We start from the raw sequence: 13,888 nt of genomic DNA, 5'->3' as shown, positions 1-13,888 counted from the left end.
CACATTAAACCTACATGCTGCCTTCCACATCATCCAGGCTGAACGTCTCGGTATGGTCGTCATAGGAGAAAATCTCCGCATACCGCCCCCAGGCCACCACGCTTTCCAGGGTTTTCTCCACAAAGGCTTCCGTCATCGAATCTTCCAGCTCCTGCTCGAAGCGCACCCGTGGCGCCCGGTGGCCGCTGCGCTCAAGCAACACCTGGTGAATGCGCGCGGCCAATGGCACGTGGCGGATCAAGTGTTCGGCGAACAGGGTTTTACGCTCCTGGGTGCCGTAGTCGGCGAACAGTTTGCCGGCATCGGTCAGGGTGATATCGGCACCCTTGAGTTCGGCGAAGCCCAAATGCTCAAGCATCTCCGCCACCGGGAACAGATCGTCGACTTCCAGCAAACGCCGTTCAGCCACGGTCGGCAGGCCGGCGTGGCCATTGTAGGGCTCGGCGGCCAGGGTTTCGATCAGGCCAGCCATCAGGTTGGTGGAGACTTCCGGCAACAGGCTGCCCATTTTCAGCTCAGGCAAACCTCTGCTCGCGTCAGCGCTGCGGCGGTCGGTCATCAGGGCGTAGATGTCGTCGACCATTTGCCGGAAGGTCGGGTCCAGGCGGTTGCGCGGGTGGGCAAACGGCACCTTGATCTCGGCCACCACCCGGCCAGGGTTGGACGACAGCACCAGGATGCGGTCGCACATCAGCACCGCTTCTTCGATGTTGTGGGTCACGATCAGGATCGACTTGATCGGCAGTTGCTTGCCGCTCCACAGATCCAGCAGGTCGGTGCGCAGGGTTTCGGCGGTGAGTACATCCAGCGCCGAGAACGGTTCGTCCATCAGCAACAGGGTCGGGTTCACCACCAGCCCGCGGGCGAAACCTACGCGTTGGCGCATGCCGCCGGACAGTTCGCGCGGGTAGGCGTTTTCAAAACCGTCCAGGCCGATCAGGTCGATGGCCGCCAGGGCGCGCCTGCGGGATTCCTTGCGCTCGACCTGCAAGGCTTGCAGGCCGGCCTCGACGTTTTCCAGCACGGTCAGCCACGGGAACAGTGCGAAGGTCTGGAACACCATGGCCACGCCTTCGGCCGGGCCGGTGAGTGGCGCGCCGTTGTAGCGTACTTCGCCCGACGACGGCTGAATCAGCCCGGCGATGATGCGCAGCAAGGTCGACTTGCCCGAGCCGGACCGGCCGAGCATGCCGACAATCTCGCCTTCGTGCAGGCTCAAGTTCACGCCGCTGAGGACTTGCAGCTCGTCTTTACCTTTGCCGAACACCCGGTTCACGTTTTTCAACGAGTAGATTTCCGGAGTGTCGGCGGCATGCTCGGTATAGGTAGTCATCACAGCGAGTCCCATCAATTCAGACGAAGTTTGTTTTCAGCCATGGCGTACATCGGCCGCCACACAGCGCGGTTGAACGCCACCACGAAGATCGACATCACCACCACGCCCAGGGCGATCTTCGGGAAGTCGCCGGCCGCGGTGGTCTGGGCGATGTAGGCGCCCAGCCCGTGGGCGACCACGTTGTCGTGGCCCCAGGACACGTACTCGGACACGATACTGGCGTTCCAGGCACCGCCCGAGGCGGTAATGGCGCCGGTGACGTAGTACGGGAAAATCCCCGGCAGCATCACCTTGCGCCACCACAACCAGCCGCGAATGCGGAAGTTGGCGGCGGCTTCCTTGAAGTCATTCGGGAACGCGCTGGCTCCGGCGATCACGTTGAACAGGATGTACCACTGGGTGCCCAGCACAATCAGCGGGCTCAGCCAGATATCCGGGTTGAGGTTGTAGTGCAGGATCACGATGACGAACACCGGGAACAGCAGGTTCGCCGGGAAGGCCGCAAGGAACTGCGCCAGCGGCTGGATTTTTTCCGCAAGCGCAGGGCGCAAGCCGATCATCACGCCCAGCGGCACCCAGATCAGCGAGGCGATCAGGATCAGGCCAGCCACACGCAGCAGCGTGATGAAGCCCAGCACAAATACGTGGCCGACTTCGGCCAGGGTCACTTCGGTGCCGACGTACTGCACGATGTGGTACAGCGCATAAGCGGCCAGCAGCGCGATGAGTGCGCCCCATACCCAGTCGATCACTTTTGACGCTTTCGGGGTTTCTGCCGGCATCGCCTTGAGTGCACCGCCCGCCAGGCTGAAGCGCTTGTTGCCAATGCGGCTGATGGCACGGGTGACAGGCCGCAGGATGCGCTGGACGATGCGCGTGCGCTGGATCAGGTTCAGCAGCCAGGATTGCGGCGCGGCACCCTGGGAGGCGGTGGTTTCCATGCGGAACTTGTCGGCCCAGGCCACCAGTGGGCGGAACAGGAACTGGTCGTACATCAGGATGACCACAATCATCGCCAGGATCACGTAGCCCACGGCGTGCAGGTCTTTCTGGGCAATCGCCAGGGCCAGGTATGAGCCCACGCCCGGCAAGGTGATGGTCTTGTCACCGACGGTAATGGCCTCGGAGGCGACCACGAAAAACCAGCCGCCGGACATGCTCATCATCATGTTCCACACCAGCCCGGGCATGGCGAAGGGCACGTCGAGCTTCCAGAACCGCTGCCAACCGGAAAGTCGCAGGTTGGTCGACACTTCCACCAGGTCATGGGGCAGCATGCGCAGCGACTGGTAGAAGCTGAACGTCATGTTCCAGGCCTGGCTGGTGAAAATCGCAAAGATGGCCGCGAACTCCGCGCCGAGCACACGCCCGGGGAACAGCAGCAGGAAGAACGTCACTGTGAACGAGATGTAACCCAGCACTGGTACTGATTGCAGGATGTCGAGCACGGGCACCAGCAGTTTCTCGGCGCGCCGGCTTTTGGCGGCCAGGGTGCCGTACAACAGGGTGAACACCAGCGCTGCAACCATCGCCGCCAGCATGCGCATCGTGGTGCGCATCGCGTATTCCGGCAGGTTGGCCGGGTCCAGCGAGATCACTTCACTCTGCAGGGTGGCGATAGGCGCCCAGGTTTCCCGCGCAGTGATGGAGAAAAACAGTAAAAAGCCGATCACCAGGGGCAGGGCGACCAAATCCCAGCGGTTGGGTAGCAAGCGCAATGTGGATGCAGGGATGTAGTGACGGAACACTCTTTTCATAGGCAGTCATTCCTGCAGCGTTCAGGTTCAGGGGCGTGATGGGAGTGAGCTTAGCTGCTGCACGAATGACCCACCGAGAAGGGCGGGCGCTGTTTTCGCGAGTCAGGGGCAACGAGGCGTTGCTGGCGGGATTGTACGTTTCTGAATGTTACAAGCGCATAAATTTGCTGTCAGTTTCCTGTACGAACGGCGACTAGGGCGTCGGCGCCCCGGTCGTCGCTCGGCGGTTATTCAAACCGCAGGATCACCCTGCGATTGTGTTTGCTCTTCTTCTCGATTTTTTCGCAGAACACCCGGCCGATTTCCTCGGTATTGGTCACATGGGTGCCGCCGCAGGGCTGGATATCGATCCCGGCGATTTCAATCACCCGTACTGCCCCCTGGATGACCGGTGGCGCCACCGCCTGGGTGCGAGTGATCTGCAGCAGGGTTGAATACTCCGAGGCGGGCATGGACAGGGTTTTCACCCCATGAGCCTGTTCGATCAAGGCATTGAGGTCACGGGTGATGGTCTCTTTGTCGAGGGTCATTTCCGGCAGGTCGAAATCCAGGCGGCCCTTGTCGGCGCCGATACTGCAACCGGTCACCGGAGCGTCGATGATCGAGCACAGGAGGTGCAGGCAGGTGTGCATTTTCATGTGCTGGTAGCGACGTTCCCAGTCCAGGCTGGCGTCTACCTGCATCCCGGCGGCCAGTTGCTCGGGGCAGTGTTCTACCTGGTGCCAGATGATCGAGCGCAGTACCGGGTCACGCACGGTGCCGGTGATGTCGACGCGGCTGCCGTCGGGCAGGATGAAATGGCCGGTGTCCCCCGGTTGGCCGCCGCCGGTGGGGTAGAACAGCGTGTGCTCCAGGGCGATTCCCTGTTCGCTGACGGCAATCACCCGCGCACTGAAGGCATTCTGGTAAGGCGCGCTGTCGAACAGCGCGAGGGTTTCCATGGTGTGCACGGACATGTTCAACCTCCGACGATCAGTGGGCTGGCTTGCAGCAGGCGACGAACCATCGCGCTCAAGCCAGGAGGAGATAGCAGGGTGATTTCAAATTCGGGCCCGGTCACTTTCAGGTTCAGCGGCAGGCGCGGCGGGTAGGCGTTGGTTTCGATGTGCCGCAGGCGGAATTGCAGGTGATGACGTTCCTTGACTGTCGGCTCCAGCAGCAGGCCGGGCAGGGGATGAAAGTCAGCGTCCAATACCGTCACCTTGTGGCTGGCGTTGACTTCGCCCACCACGTGCAGGCGTTCGTCGAGGGCAAACGCGCCGAGGTAATTGCTGTGGTCCGACTCATCGTTTTTCTGCAACTGGATCTGGTTGACCACCTTGACCTTGGTGCCGGCCGGCACGTCCTGGGTGATCACGCAGGACGGACTGATGAACACGTTGTCACCGATCAGCACGTAACCGAGCACCCGCGCGCCGGAGCCGACTTCCACGTTGTTGCCCAGCCGCGGGTGGCGCTTGCCGTCCGGGTTGTTGGCGATGCCCCGGGCGCCGAGAGTCACGCCGCAGAGGATGTAGCAGTCGTTGCCGATCTCGCAGGTTTCACCGATGACCGTGCCGTAACCGTGGTCCAGCACAAAGCGCCGGCCGATCCGCGCCGCGGGGTGAATTTCGGCGCCGGACAGGATCTTGCCCTGGTTGCTCAGCTTCAGGGCGATGGCGGAAAACACGCCGTTGTTCTTGTCCGGGAAATTCCACACCAGGTGCGCCAGGCGGTAATACAGCACGGCCTTGAACGAGGCGTAGGACTCCAGGATCAGCTCGCCCCGGCCACGGGACGCCGGGTCGCGCCAGGCATAGGCGATCAGGTCTTCGGCCACCGCCTGGGCCGCCGCCTGGATCAGCGGCGCGAGATGCGCCTCCAGCTGCTTCAACTGCGCAGGCGTGAGCGTGGTGATGAGGTGGGTGAGCAACTCATCGTGCAGCTGTTGCATGTCGATAAAGCCCCCCATGGAGGCACCCCCGCAATAGTTGTTATTCAAAACAGGGCAGATAGCTGTCGGCACTGTCGTAGACCATGGTCAGCACGACGGTGTCGGTGGGCAGCTCCGGCGCCAGCTTGGCGATGGCTACCATGTTGGCGGCCGACGACAGCCCGAGGCTGATGGCGTCGGTGCGCATGATGCGTTTGATCATGTCGAGGCATTCCTGGCGCGACACCTTGAGCATTCCGTCAATGATCGCGACGTTGAGAATGCTCGGGATCAAGCCGATCGACAGGCCCTGGATATGGTGCGGCGCATGGCGGTCGCTGAGCAGGTCGCACTCTTCCGGCTCCACCCCCATCACGCGGATCGCCGGCCAGGTGCTCTTGAGGGTTTCGCCGATGCCGGTGATATGGCCCCCGGTGCCGATGCCGCTGACGAAGTAGTCCACACGCAGCTCGCCGAAGGCGCGGATGATTTCCCGGGCGGTGGTGTCACGGTGAGTCTGCGGGTTGGCGCCGTTGCGCTGCTGGTTGAGCATCACGTAGCTGGGGTTTTCCAGCTGCAGCTCCATGCACTTTTCGCCGTGGGAATTGTTGCCCAGGCGGCTGTCCGACAGCACCACCCTGGCGCCGTACAGGCGCAGCAGTTTCTGCTTCTCGGGGCTGTAGTTGTCGGGGATCACCAGCACCACTTTGTAGCCCAGCACGTTACCGGCCATCACCAGGCCGATGCCGGTGTTGCCGCCGCTGGGCTCAATGATGGTTTGCCCTGAGCCACGAATCAGAATGCCCCGGCGCTCGGCGTCGAGGATCATGCCCAGGGCGATGCGTGCCTTGTGGCTGCCGCCGGGGTTGAGGGATTCCAGCTTGGCGTAGACCTCGATGCCGAGGTCTTCGGAAAACTGTTCGAGGCGCACGATGGGCGTTTGGCCAATGGCGTCGAGTATCGAGTTATGCAACATCAAGTAAGAGCCCATGGCCGCTGATCAGTACAAAGGCATGTCGGGTTCGACGTCGCGAACCCAGTGTTTCATGCCACCTTGCAGTACTTTGGTGTTGGCGAATCCGGCGGCCAGCAAGGTGCTGGCGGCTTGCTCCGCGCGGGTCCCGGCGTAGCAGATGAGGTAGTGGGTGTTGTCGCGGCTGAGGTTGGCGAGTTGCCCGTCGAGCTCGGCCAGCGGGATGTGCACCACCCCCGGCAACTTGCACACTTCCAGCTCGCTGGCGTCCCGCACATCCAGCAGTACGTCGGCCTTGCTGTGTTGCTCGAGCAGTTGCTTGAGCACCCGCGGCTTGATGTAGCGCTCTTCAGCCAGCGACGGTTGGCTTGGCAGGGCGTCGGCGCAGACGGCGGGGGCGATGCTTTGGCTGTGGCGCAGTTCCGAGCAGCAAGGGCAGTCGGCGCGGCGCTTGAAGCGGATCTCGCTGAACTTCATCGCCAGCGCATCAAAGCGCATCAGCCGGCCCGAGAGTGGTTCGCCAATGCCGATCAGCAGCTTGATCGCCTCGGTGGCCTGGATCATCCCGACCACCCCGGGCAATACGCCGATGACCCCGCCGGCGCTGCAGTTGGGCGCCAGTTCCGCCGGTGGTGCCTGGGGAAACAGGCAGCGATAGCACGGCCCGCCTTTATAGTTGAGCACGCTGATCTGCCCGTCGAAGCGGTAGATGGCGCCGTACACCAACGGCTTGCCCAACTGCACGCAAGCGTCGTTGACCAGGTAGCGGGTTTCGAAATTGTCGGTGCCGTCGATCACCAGGTCATAGGCGCCCACCAGTTCCAGGGCGTTGTCGGTGTTGAAGGCGGTGTCGTAGGTGTTGATCTGGATGTGGCTGTTGAGGTCCTGCAAGCGCTGCTTGGCGGACTCGACCTTGGGCAGGCCCAAGGTGCTGTTGCCGTGGACGATCTGGCGTTGCAGGTTGCTGCTTTCCACCACGTCGAAATCCACCAGCCCCAGGGTGCCGATGCCGGCTGCCGCCAGGTACAGGCTGATGGGCGAACCGAGGCCGCCGGTGCCGATGATCAGCACGCGGGCTTTCTTCAGGTTCAACTGGCCTTCGCGGCCGACGCCGGGCAGGGTGATGTGGCGCACGTAGCGCTGCACTTCTTCGTTGCTCAGTTGGTCGACGTCCATGCCGCCGGAAGTGGCCAGCAACACTTCGATTTTGGCTTTTTCGGGCAACCGGTCGTTGGCGTCGATCAGTTCCTCTTCGGCGGTGAACAGGAAGTGTTCCTTGAGCTGGTTGTTCTCGTAGAGCAGGTGCGCCCGCAATTGCGGGTGCTCGATGCAGAGGTTTTCAATGACTTCGCGCAATGTCGATCCGGCACCCTCGAGGGTCGATGCTGGCAGCTTGGCCACGCGGACCAGGATGTCGGGGAAAGAGACAGCGTTCATGCACAACTCCGTTTGCAGGTCGTTGAAGGGGTTTTGGGCGAAACGTTTGCCATCCCAGGCAAACAGCTTGGAACCTTGGGTCTTGCCCTGGCGAACATCCACCACCAGGTAACTTACGGGGTAGATCGGCTCGCCCATGAAGAGGGCCTTGTCCTGGTCTTCGTCGCTGAAATACGCGCCGACGTCAGGGTGGGAGTGGTAGATCACCACCACCGGGTTATCACCGCGAAACGCGTTGTTCATCATCAGCGTGTCGGCCACCGAAAAGGTGTAGCCGTTGGCGGCGCTGCGTGGATACATCTCGGGGTTCTTGCGGTGCAGCTCGTTCTGGATGTTGCTGCCCAGGTACACGCTGCCATCGGCGAAAACGAAGCCGCAGCATTCCTCGGGGTAGCTGCGGTCGGCGTGGGCGTAGATCTGCTCCAGTGCGCTTGGGCTCAGGACCTTCATCTCAGTTTTTCTTCGCCAGGAGCTTTTCGATGGGCAGCTTGGTGATGGCAAAGCCGGCCAGCAGGATCGCCGAATACATCATCAGGTCCCTGGAAATCTGCACGCCCTCGTACCAGGCCCCGATGATCACCGCGAACACCGGGAAGATGATGAACACGAAGGACAAAATGATCGGGCTCAGGCGCTTGAGCAGCATGAAATACACGATAAAGCCGCCCACCGAGGCCACCAGCCCGAGGTAGAACAGCGCACTCCAGGAACGCAGGGTGATGTCTTCAAAGGTCGGGGTTTCAAACCACAGCCCGGCGACAAACAGCATCAACCCGGCGATGCCGATGGGCAGGGTGTTGTAGGTGATCACGCTGATGGCACTGCCTTGTTTCTTGGTAATCACGTAGCACAAGGCATGCATGATCGCCGCAGCGAGGATCGCCAGCACGCCGAAGAACTCGGCGTGGTCCAGGTGCAGGCCCTGGCTCTTGATGATCATGTACAGGCTGCCGAACCCGATGGCGATGCCGATCACCTGGGAAAAGTAGATGCGCTCGCGCAGGAACAGCGCGGAGAAAATCAGGATAAACACCGGCATGCAGCTGAACAGCAGCGCGGTGAGGCCGGACGAGACATGCATTTCGCCGTAGTTGAGCAGGTAATACGGAACGCTGAAGTAGGACAGCGTCACAAACACGAAGAACCAGCGGCTTTCCCGGGGAAACAGGATCGGCTCGCGGCGCACCCAGGCGAAACACAGGAACAGCGGAAACGCGATCAGGAACCGCAGCCCGGCGGAGGTCAGCGGTGGCACGCTTTCCACGGCGATCTTGATGCCCAGCCAGGTAGTGCCCCAGCTGAGACACACGATCAGGAACATCACACTGGTAATCAGCCCGGCCAACCACTGCTTGTGAGTTTTTGTTTTTCCAGCATTTTCGAGAACGGCGGACATTGGCATCGTGACATTGCTTCCATGAGACCGAATTGACCTCTATATTGAGTGCCATGATTCGGTGATTGAACCCGTAAAAGCACACTATTAGGGCGAATGATGGCTGTCAAAACAAATATTGACATGGTGTCAATTATGCGAGAAGGACTCTCCAACGGGCAGGGCGTGAAGTACAAGCGCCTGTCCGATGTCATGGAGCGAGGCATCCTTGAAGGCTTGATTGAACCGGGAAGAAAACTGCCGCCTCATCGGGTGCTTTCCGACAATCTGGGGGTCACCATTGGCACCATCAGCCGCGCCTACGGCGAGCTGGAACGCCTGGGGCTGGTAGTGGCGCGGGTCGGCGACGGCACTTTCGTACGCAAGCGTGGGATGGAGCGCCAGCGGGATGAAGGCTTTCGCAACTTCAGCGACGAGCCGCGACAATACTTTGATATGAGCCGCAACATGCACATCCCCGGGCAGGAGACCACGTTTCTGGCCCAGAGCTTCCAGACGCTGGCGAACAACGCCAAGTTCTTGCAGGACATCAGTGCCTACACCCCGGATGCCGGGCTGCCGCGTTACCGGGCGGCGGGTGCGCAGTGGCTGGTGCAGCGGGATTTCCACCCGATTCCCGAGCAGGTGATTTGCGTGAACGGCGGCCAACATGGGTTGCTCTGCGCAATGATGGCGCTGTTGCGAGCCGGCGATACGGTGGTGACCGAACAGTTGACCTATCCGGGGTTGATCACCGCCGCGCGCATGCTGGGCATTCGCCTGATCGGCCTGGAAATGGATGAAGAAGGGCTGCTGCCGGGGGCGCTGGATGAAGTCTGCCGCAATCACCGGGTGTCGGCGTTGTACTGCACGCCGACCATCCAGAATCCTACGACAGCGGTGCTATCGGTCCCGCGCCGTGAGGCATTGGTGAAGGTCTGTCGGGAACACAACCTGCTGATTCTCGAGGATGAGGCCCACGGTGTGCTGGTGGAAGACCGTCCGCCGCCCCTGAGTCATTTTGCCCCGGAGCGTACGATTCTGATCAGCAGCCTGAGCAAGGCGGTATCGGCAGGCTTGCGAGTTGGGTACGTGCATGCACCGCCGGCGCTGGTCAGCCGGATTTCTGCGGCCTTGCGTTCCACCTGCTGGATGGCCACGCCGGTCACCCTGGAACTGGCGACCCAGTGGATCGAAAACGGCACGGCGGAACACCTGTTGCACCAGCAGATCCAGGAAATCAGCCGCCGCAAGGCACTGGTGGAAGGTTTGTTGATCGGGCTGGAGTACCGCACTCACCTGAACAGCCCGCACTTCTGGATCGAAGTCCCGGAGCCATGGCGCGCGTCGGAAATCGAAGCGGAGTTAAAGCAGAACAATTACCTGATTGCGACAGCCGAAGCGTTCGCGGTGGGGCAGACGGCGGTGCCGCAATTCATTCGGGCGAGCATCTGCAATACGTCGGGGGATGATCAGTTGCTGCTGGATGGGTTCGATGCGCTGGCGACGGCGCTGGGGCAGGGCGGGGGGCGGTTTCACCTGTGAACCCAACAGCTTGTTGTGAGCATGACCCCTGTGGCGAGGGAGCTTGCTCCCGCTGGGCTGCGAAGCAGCCCCAAAGCCATTCACTAAATACCAGTTGTCTGGTTTGCGACTGCTGCGCAGTCGAGCGGGAGCAAGCTCCCTCGCCACACAAGCACCTTGGCCAGCGCGCGGAGTTACTTGAACCGCCGCTCCACCCCTTTCTCCACCAGTATCTTCGCCGAAATCTCTTCCACCGAAAAATGCGTGGAATTGATGTGCGCAATATTTTCCCGGCGGAACAGATTTTCCACCTCCCGCACTTCAAATTCGCACTGCGCATAGCTGGAGTAACGGCTATTGGGCTTGCGCTCGTTGCGAATCGCCGTCAGGCGGTCCGGGTCGATGGTCAGCCCGAACAGCTTGTGCTGGTGCGCGCGCAGGGCGCTCGGCAGCGTCAGGTGCTCCATGTCGTCTTCGGTCAGCGGGTAGTTGGCCGCGCGAATCCCGAACTGCATGGCCATATAAAGGCAGGTCGGCGTCTTGCCGCAGCGGGACACGCCCACCAGGATCAAATCAGCCTTGTCGTAGTAGTGGGTGCGGGCGCCGTCGTCGTTGTCGAGGGCAAAGTTCACCGCCTCGATCCGCTCCATATAGTTGGAGTTATGGCCAATGGAGTGAGATTTTCCGACAGAGTATGACGAATGTTCACTTAACTCTTGTTCCAGCGGCGCCAGGAAGGTAGAGAAGATGTCGATCATGAAACCATTGGAGGTGGCGAGGATCTCACGAATGTCCTGATTGACGATGGTGTCGAAAATGATCGGACGAAATCCGTCTTTTTCGGCCGCCAGATTGATTTGTTGTACCATGGCTCGCGCTTTATCCACGCTATCGATATAGGGTCGCGTGAATTTGCTGAAGGTAATGTTTTCGAACTGCGCCAGCAGGCTTTGACCCAGGGTTTCGGCTGTAATGCCGGTGCCGTCGGAGATAAAGAAAGCAGATCGTTTCATTTGAGCCTTGGGCCTTAAGCTGATGACGAATCTTGGATATGATAGGCGCGATTTTGCCGTCCCGCAGTGGGCCGCATTCTCACTTATTTTCCAGGTCCAGGCCACAAACGCCGGTAACCGCTCCTACTGAGCCGCCGGCGTCCTGAGCTTTTCCAACACAGAAAGTGGAGAGATCACCTTGGTAGAGTACGTAGTTTCCCTCGATAAGCTCGGCGTCCATGATGTAGAGCACGTAGGGGGCAAGAACGCATCCCTGGGCGAGATGATCAGTAATCTTGCGGGTGCCGGTGTATCGGTGCCAGGTGGTTTTGCCACCACTGCCCAGGCTTACCGTGATTTCCTCGAGTTGAGCGGCCTCAACGATCAGATCCATGCCGCCCTCGATGCGCTGGACGTCGATGACGTCAACGCCCTGGCCAAGACTGGCGCCCAGATCCGTCAATGGATCATGGAAGCCGAATTCCCCGAGAAGCTCAACGCCGAGATCCGCACCGCGTTTGCCACGCTGTCGGCCGGTAACCCCGACATGGCTGTCGCCGTGCGCTCCTCGGCCACCGCCGAAGACCTGCCGGACGCCTCCTTTGCCGGCCAGCAAGAAACCTTCCTGAACATCCGCGGCGTGGAAAACGTGATCCGCGCAGCCAAGGAAGTGTTTGCCTCCCTCTTTAACGACCGTGCTATTTCCTACCGCGTACACCAGGGTTTCGACCACAAGCTGGTGGCCCTGTCTGCCGGTGTGCAGCGCATGGTGCGTTCGGAAACCGGTACCGCCGGCGTGATGTTCACCCTGGACACCGAATCGGGCTTCCGCGACGTGGTGTTCATCACCGGCGCCTACGGCCTTGGCGAAACCGTCGTACAAGGCGCGGTGAACCCGGACGAATTCTACGTCCATAAACACACCCTTGAAGCCGGCCGCCCGGCCATCCTGCGCCGCAACCTGGGCAGCAAGGCGATCAAGATGATCTACGGCGACGAGGCCAAGGCCGGTCGCTCGGTGAAAACCGTTGATGTCGACAAGGCCGAACGCGCGCGTTTCTGCCTGACCGACGCCGAAGTCAGCGAACTGGCCAAACAAGCGATGATCATCGAGAAGCACTACAAGTGCCCGATGGACATCGAATGGGCCAAGGACGGCGACGACGGCAAGCTGTACATCGTCCAGGCCCGCCCTGAGACCGTGAAGAGCCGCACCTCGGCCAACGTCATGGAACGCTACCTGTTGAAAGAAACCGGCACCGTGCTGGTGGAGGGCCGTGCCATCGGCCAGCGCATCGGCGCCGGCAAGGTGCGGATCATCAAGGACGTGTCCGAGATGGACAAGGTCCAGCCAGGCGACGTGCTGGTCTCCGACATGACCGACCCGGACTGGGAACCGGTGATGAAGCGCGCCAGCGCCATCGTCACCAACCGTGGCGGGCGTACCTGCCACGCGGCGATCATCGCCCGCGAGCTGGGGATTCCGGCAGTGGTCGGTTGCGGTAACGCCACCCAACTGTTGAAAGACGGCCAGGGCGTGACCGTGTCCTGCGCTGAAGGCGACACCGGCTTCATCTTCGAAGGTGAGCTGGGCTTCGATATCAAGCAAAACTCCATCGACGCCATGCCCGACCTGCCGTTCAAGATCATGATGAACGTCGGCAACCCGGACCGCGCCTTCGATTTCGCGCAATTGCCGAACGCCGGTGTGGGCCTGGCCCGCCTGGAGTTCATCATCAACCGCATGATCGGTGTGCACCCCAAGGCTCTGCTGAACTACGACGGCCTGCCGCCGGACATCAAGGAAAGCGTCGACAAGCGCATCGCCGGCTACAACGACCCGGTGGGCTTCTACGTCGAGAAGCTGGTGGAAGGCATCAGCACCCTGGCAGCGGCGTTCTACCCGAAAAAGGTCATCGTGCGCCTGTCGGACTTCAAGTCCAACGAGTACGCCAACCTGATCGGCGGCAAGCTTTACGAGCCGGAAGAAGAAAACCCGATGCTGGGCTTCCGTGGCGCCTCGCGCTACATCAGCGAAGCCTTCCGTGACTGCTTCGAGCTGGAATGCCGCGCCCTCAAGCGCGTGCGCAACGAGATGGGCCTGACCAACGTCGAAATCATGGTGCCGTTCGTGCGCACCCTGGGTGAAGCGAGCCAGGTGGTGGACCTGCTGGCTGAAAACGGCCTGTCCCGTGGCGAGAATGGCCTGCGCGTCATCATGATGTGCGAGCTGCCATCCAATGCCATCCTGGCTGAAGAGTTCCTGGAGTTCTTCGACGGCTTCTCCATCGGTTCCAACGACCTGACCCAGCTGACCCTGGGCCTGGACCGCGACTCCGGGATCATCGCCCACCTGTTCGACGAGCGTAACCCTGCGGTCAAGAAGCTGCTGGCCAACGCCATCCAGGCGTGCAACAAGGCCGGCAAGTACATCGGGATCTGCGGCCAAGGCCCTTCCGATCACCCGGACCTGGCCAAGTGGCTGATGGAGCAGGGCATCGAAAGCGTCTCGCTGAACCCCGATTCCGTACTGGAAACCTGGTTCTTCCTGGCTGAAGGTCAAGCCCAGGCGTAACACGCAA

10 protein-coding genes are annotated in these 13,888 nt (G+C 61.1%); 2 read left to right on the top strand and 8 right to left on the bottom strand.

From position 1 onward, the window contains the following. Positions 1–10 precede the first annotated feature (10 nt). From HX839_RS23075 to HX839_RS23045, 7 genes are all read right to left on the bottom strand, one after another. Complete coding sequence (locus HX839_RS23075; protein ID WP_008432668.1) at positions 11–1,333, bottom strand: AAA-associated domain-containing protein; 1,323 nt, start codon at positions 1,331–1,333, stop codon at positions 11–13. A 14-nt stretch (positions 1,334–1,347) separates the two neighbouring features. Further along, positions 1,348–3,093 (bottom strand): ABC transporter permease subunit, encoded by a 1,746-nt coding sequence (locus HX839_RS23070; protein WP_177067717.1) that lies wholly within the window; start codon positions 3,091–3,093, stop codon positions 1,348–1,350. A gap of 227 nt (positions 3,094–3,320) precedes the next feature. Continuing rightward, positions 3,321–4,049: an alanyl-tRNA editing protein gene (locus HX839_RS23065; protein WP_003214990.1), complete on the bottom strand. Its 729-nt coding sequence runs from the start codon at positions 4,047–4,049 to the stop codon at positions 3,321–3,323. A 2-nt stretch (positions 4,050–4,051) separates the two neighbouring features. Beyond that, positions 4,052–5,044, bottom strand: a complete 993-nt coding sequence (locus HX839_RS23060) for a serine O-acetyltransferase (protein ID WP_003214992.1) — start codon at positions 5,042–5,044, stop codon at positions 4,052–4,054. Positions 5,045–5,066: 22 nt separating this feature from the next. After that, complete coding sequence (locus HX839_RS23055; RefSeq protein ID WP_043225528.1) at positions 5,067–5,981, bottom strand: PLP-dependent cysteine synthase family protein; 915 nt, start codon at positions 5,979–5,981, stop codon at positions 5,067–5,069. A gap of 24 nt (positions 5,982–6,005) precedes the next feature. Further along, complete coding sequence (gene moeB, locus HX839_RS23050; protein WP_177067716.1) at positions 6,006–7,865, bottom strand: molybdopterin-synthase adenylyltransferase MoeB; 1,860 nt, start codon at positions 7,863–7,865, stop codon at positions 6,006–6,008. A 1-nt stretch (position 7,866) separates the two neighbouring features. Beyond that, positions 7,867–8,760, bottom strand: coding sequence for a DMT family transporter (locus tag HX839_RS23045; protein ID WP_166742189.1), 894 nt, complete (start codon positions 8,758–8,760; stop codon positions 7,867–7,869). Positions 8,761–8,910: 150 nt separating this feature from the next. Between HX839_RS23045 and HX839_RS23040 the strand changes: the two genes are divergently transcribed. Continuing rightward, a complete protein-coding gene (locus tag HX839_RS23040) occupies positions 8,911–10,335 on the top strand; it encodes a PLP-dependent aminotransferase family protein (RefSeq protein ID WP_102370226.1) in 1,425 nt (474 codons plus the stop codon). A gap of 173 nt (positions 10,336–10,508) precedes the next feature. Here HX839_RS23040 and HX839_RS23035 read toward each other — a convergent pair whose 3' ends face one another. Next, on the bottom strand, positions 10,509–11,327 hold the full coding sequence (locus HX839_RS23035; protein ID WP_003215001.1) for a pyruvate, water dikinase regulatory protein: 819 nt from the start codon (positions 11,325–11,327) through the stop codon (positions 10,509–10,511). Positions 11,328–11,505: 178 nt separating this feature from the next. On the opposite strand from HX839_RS23035, the gene ppsA reads away from it, so the two are divergent. Next, positions 11,506–13,881 carry a phosphoenolpyruvate synthase gene (ppsA, locus tag HX839_RS23030; RefSeq protein ID WP_003215003.1) on the top strand — a complete coding sequence of 792 codons (2,376 nt, stop codon included), beginning with the start codon at positions 11,506–11,508 and terminating at the stop codon, positions 13,879–13,881. Positions 13,882–13,888: the final 7 nt, after the last annotated feature.

It is taken from the genome of Pseudomonas sp. I8001, from assembly GCF_013385345.1.
Classification (GTDB): domain Bacteria; phylum Pseudomonadota; class Gammaproteobacteria; order Pseudomonadales; family Pseudomonadaceae; genus Aquipseudomonas.
This window is presented reverse-complemented; position numbering and strand designations above follow the sequence as displayed.

Coding starts and splice junctions, on each gene's coding strand:
- moeB (WP_177067716.1), bottom strand. CDS start 7,865: ATGAAGGTCCTGAGCCCAAGCGCACTGGAGCAGATCTACGCCCACGCC.
- HX839_RS23065 (WP_003214990.1), bottom strand. CDS start 4,049: ATGTCCGTGCACACCATGGAAACCCTCGCGCTGTTCGACAGCGCGCCT.
- HX839_RS23055 (WP_043225528.1), bottom strand. CDS start 5,981: ATGTTGCATAACTCGATACTCGACGCCATTGGCCAAACGCCCATCGTG.
- HX839_RS23040 (WP_102370226.1), top strand. CDS start 8,911: ATGGCTGTCAAAACAAATATTGACATGGTGTCAATTATGCGAGAAGGA.
- HX839_RS23060 (WP_003214992.1), bottom strand. CDS start 5,044: ATGGGGGGCTTTATCGACATGCAACAGCTGCACGATGAGTTGCTCACC.
- HX839_RS23035 (WP_003215001.1), bottom strand. CDS start 11,327: ATGAAACGATCTGCTTTCTTTATCTCCGACGGCACCGGCATTACAGCC.
- HX839_RS23070 (WP_177067717.1), bottom strand. CDS start 3,093: ATGAAAAGAGTGTTCCGTCACTACATCCCTGCATCCACATTGCGCTTG.
- HX839_RS23075 (WP_008432668.1), bottom strand. CDS start 1,333: ATGACTACCTATACCGAGCATGCCGCCGACACTCCGGAAATCTACTCG.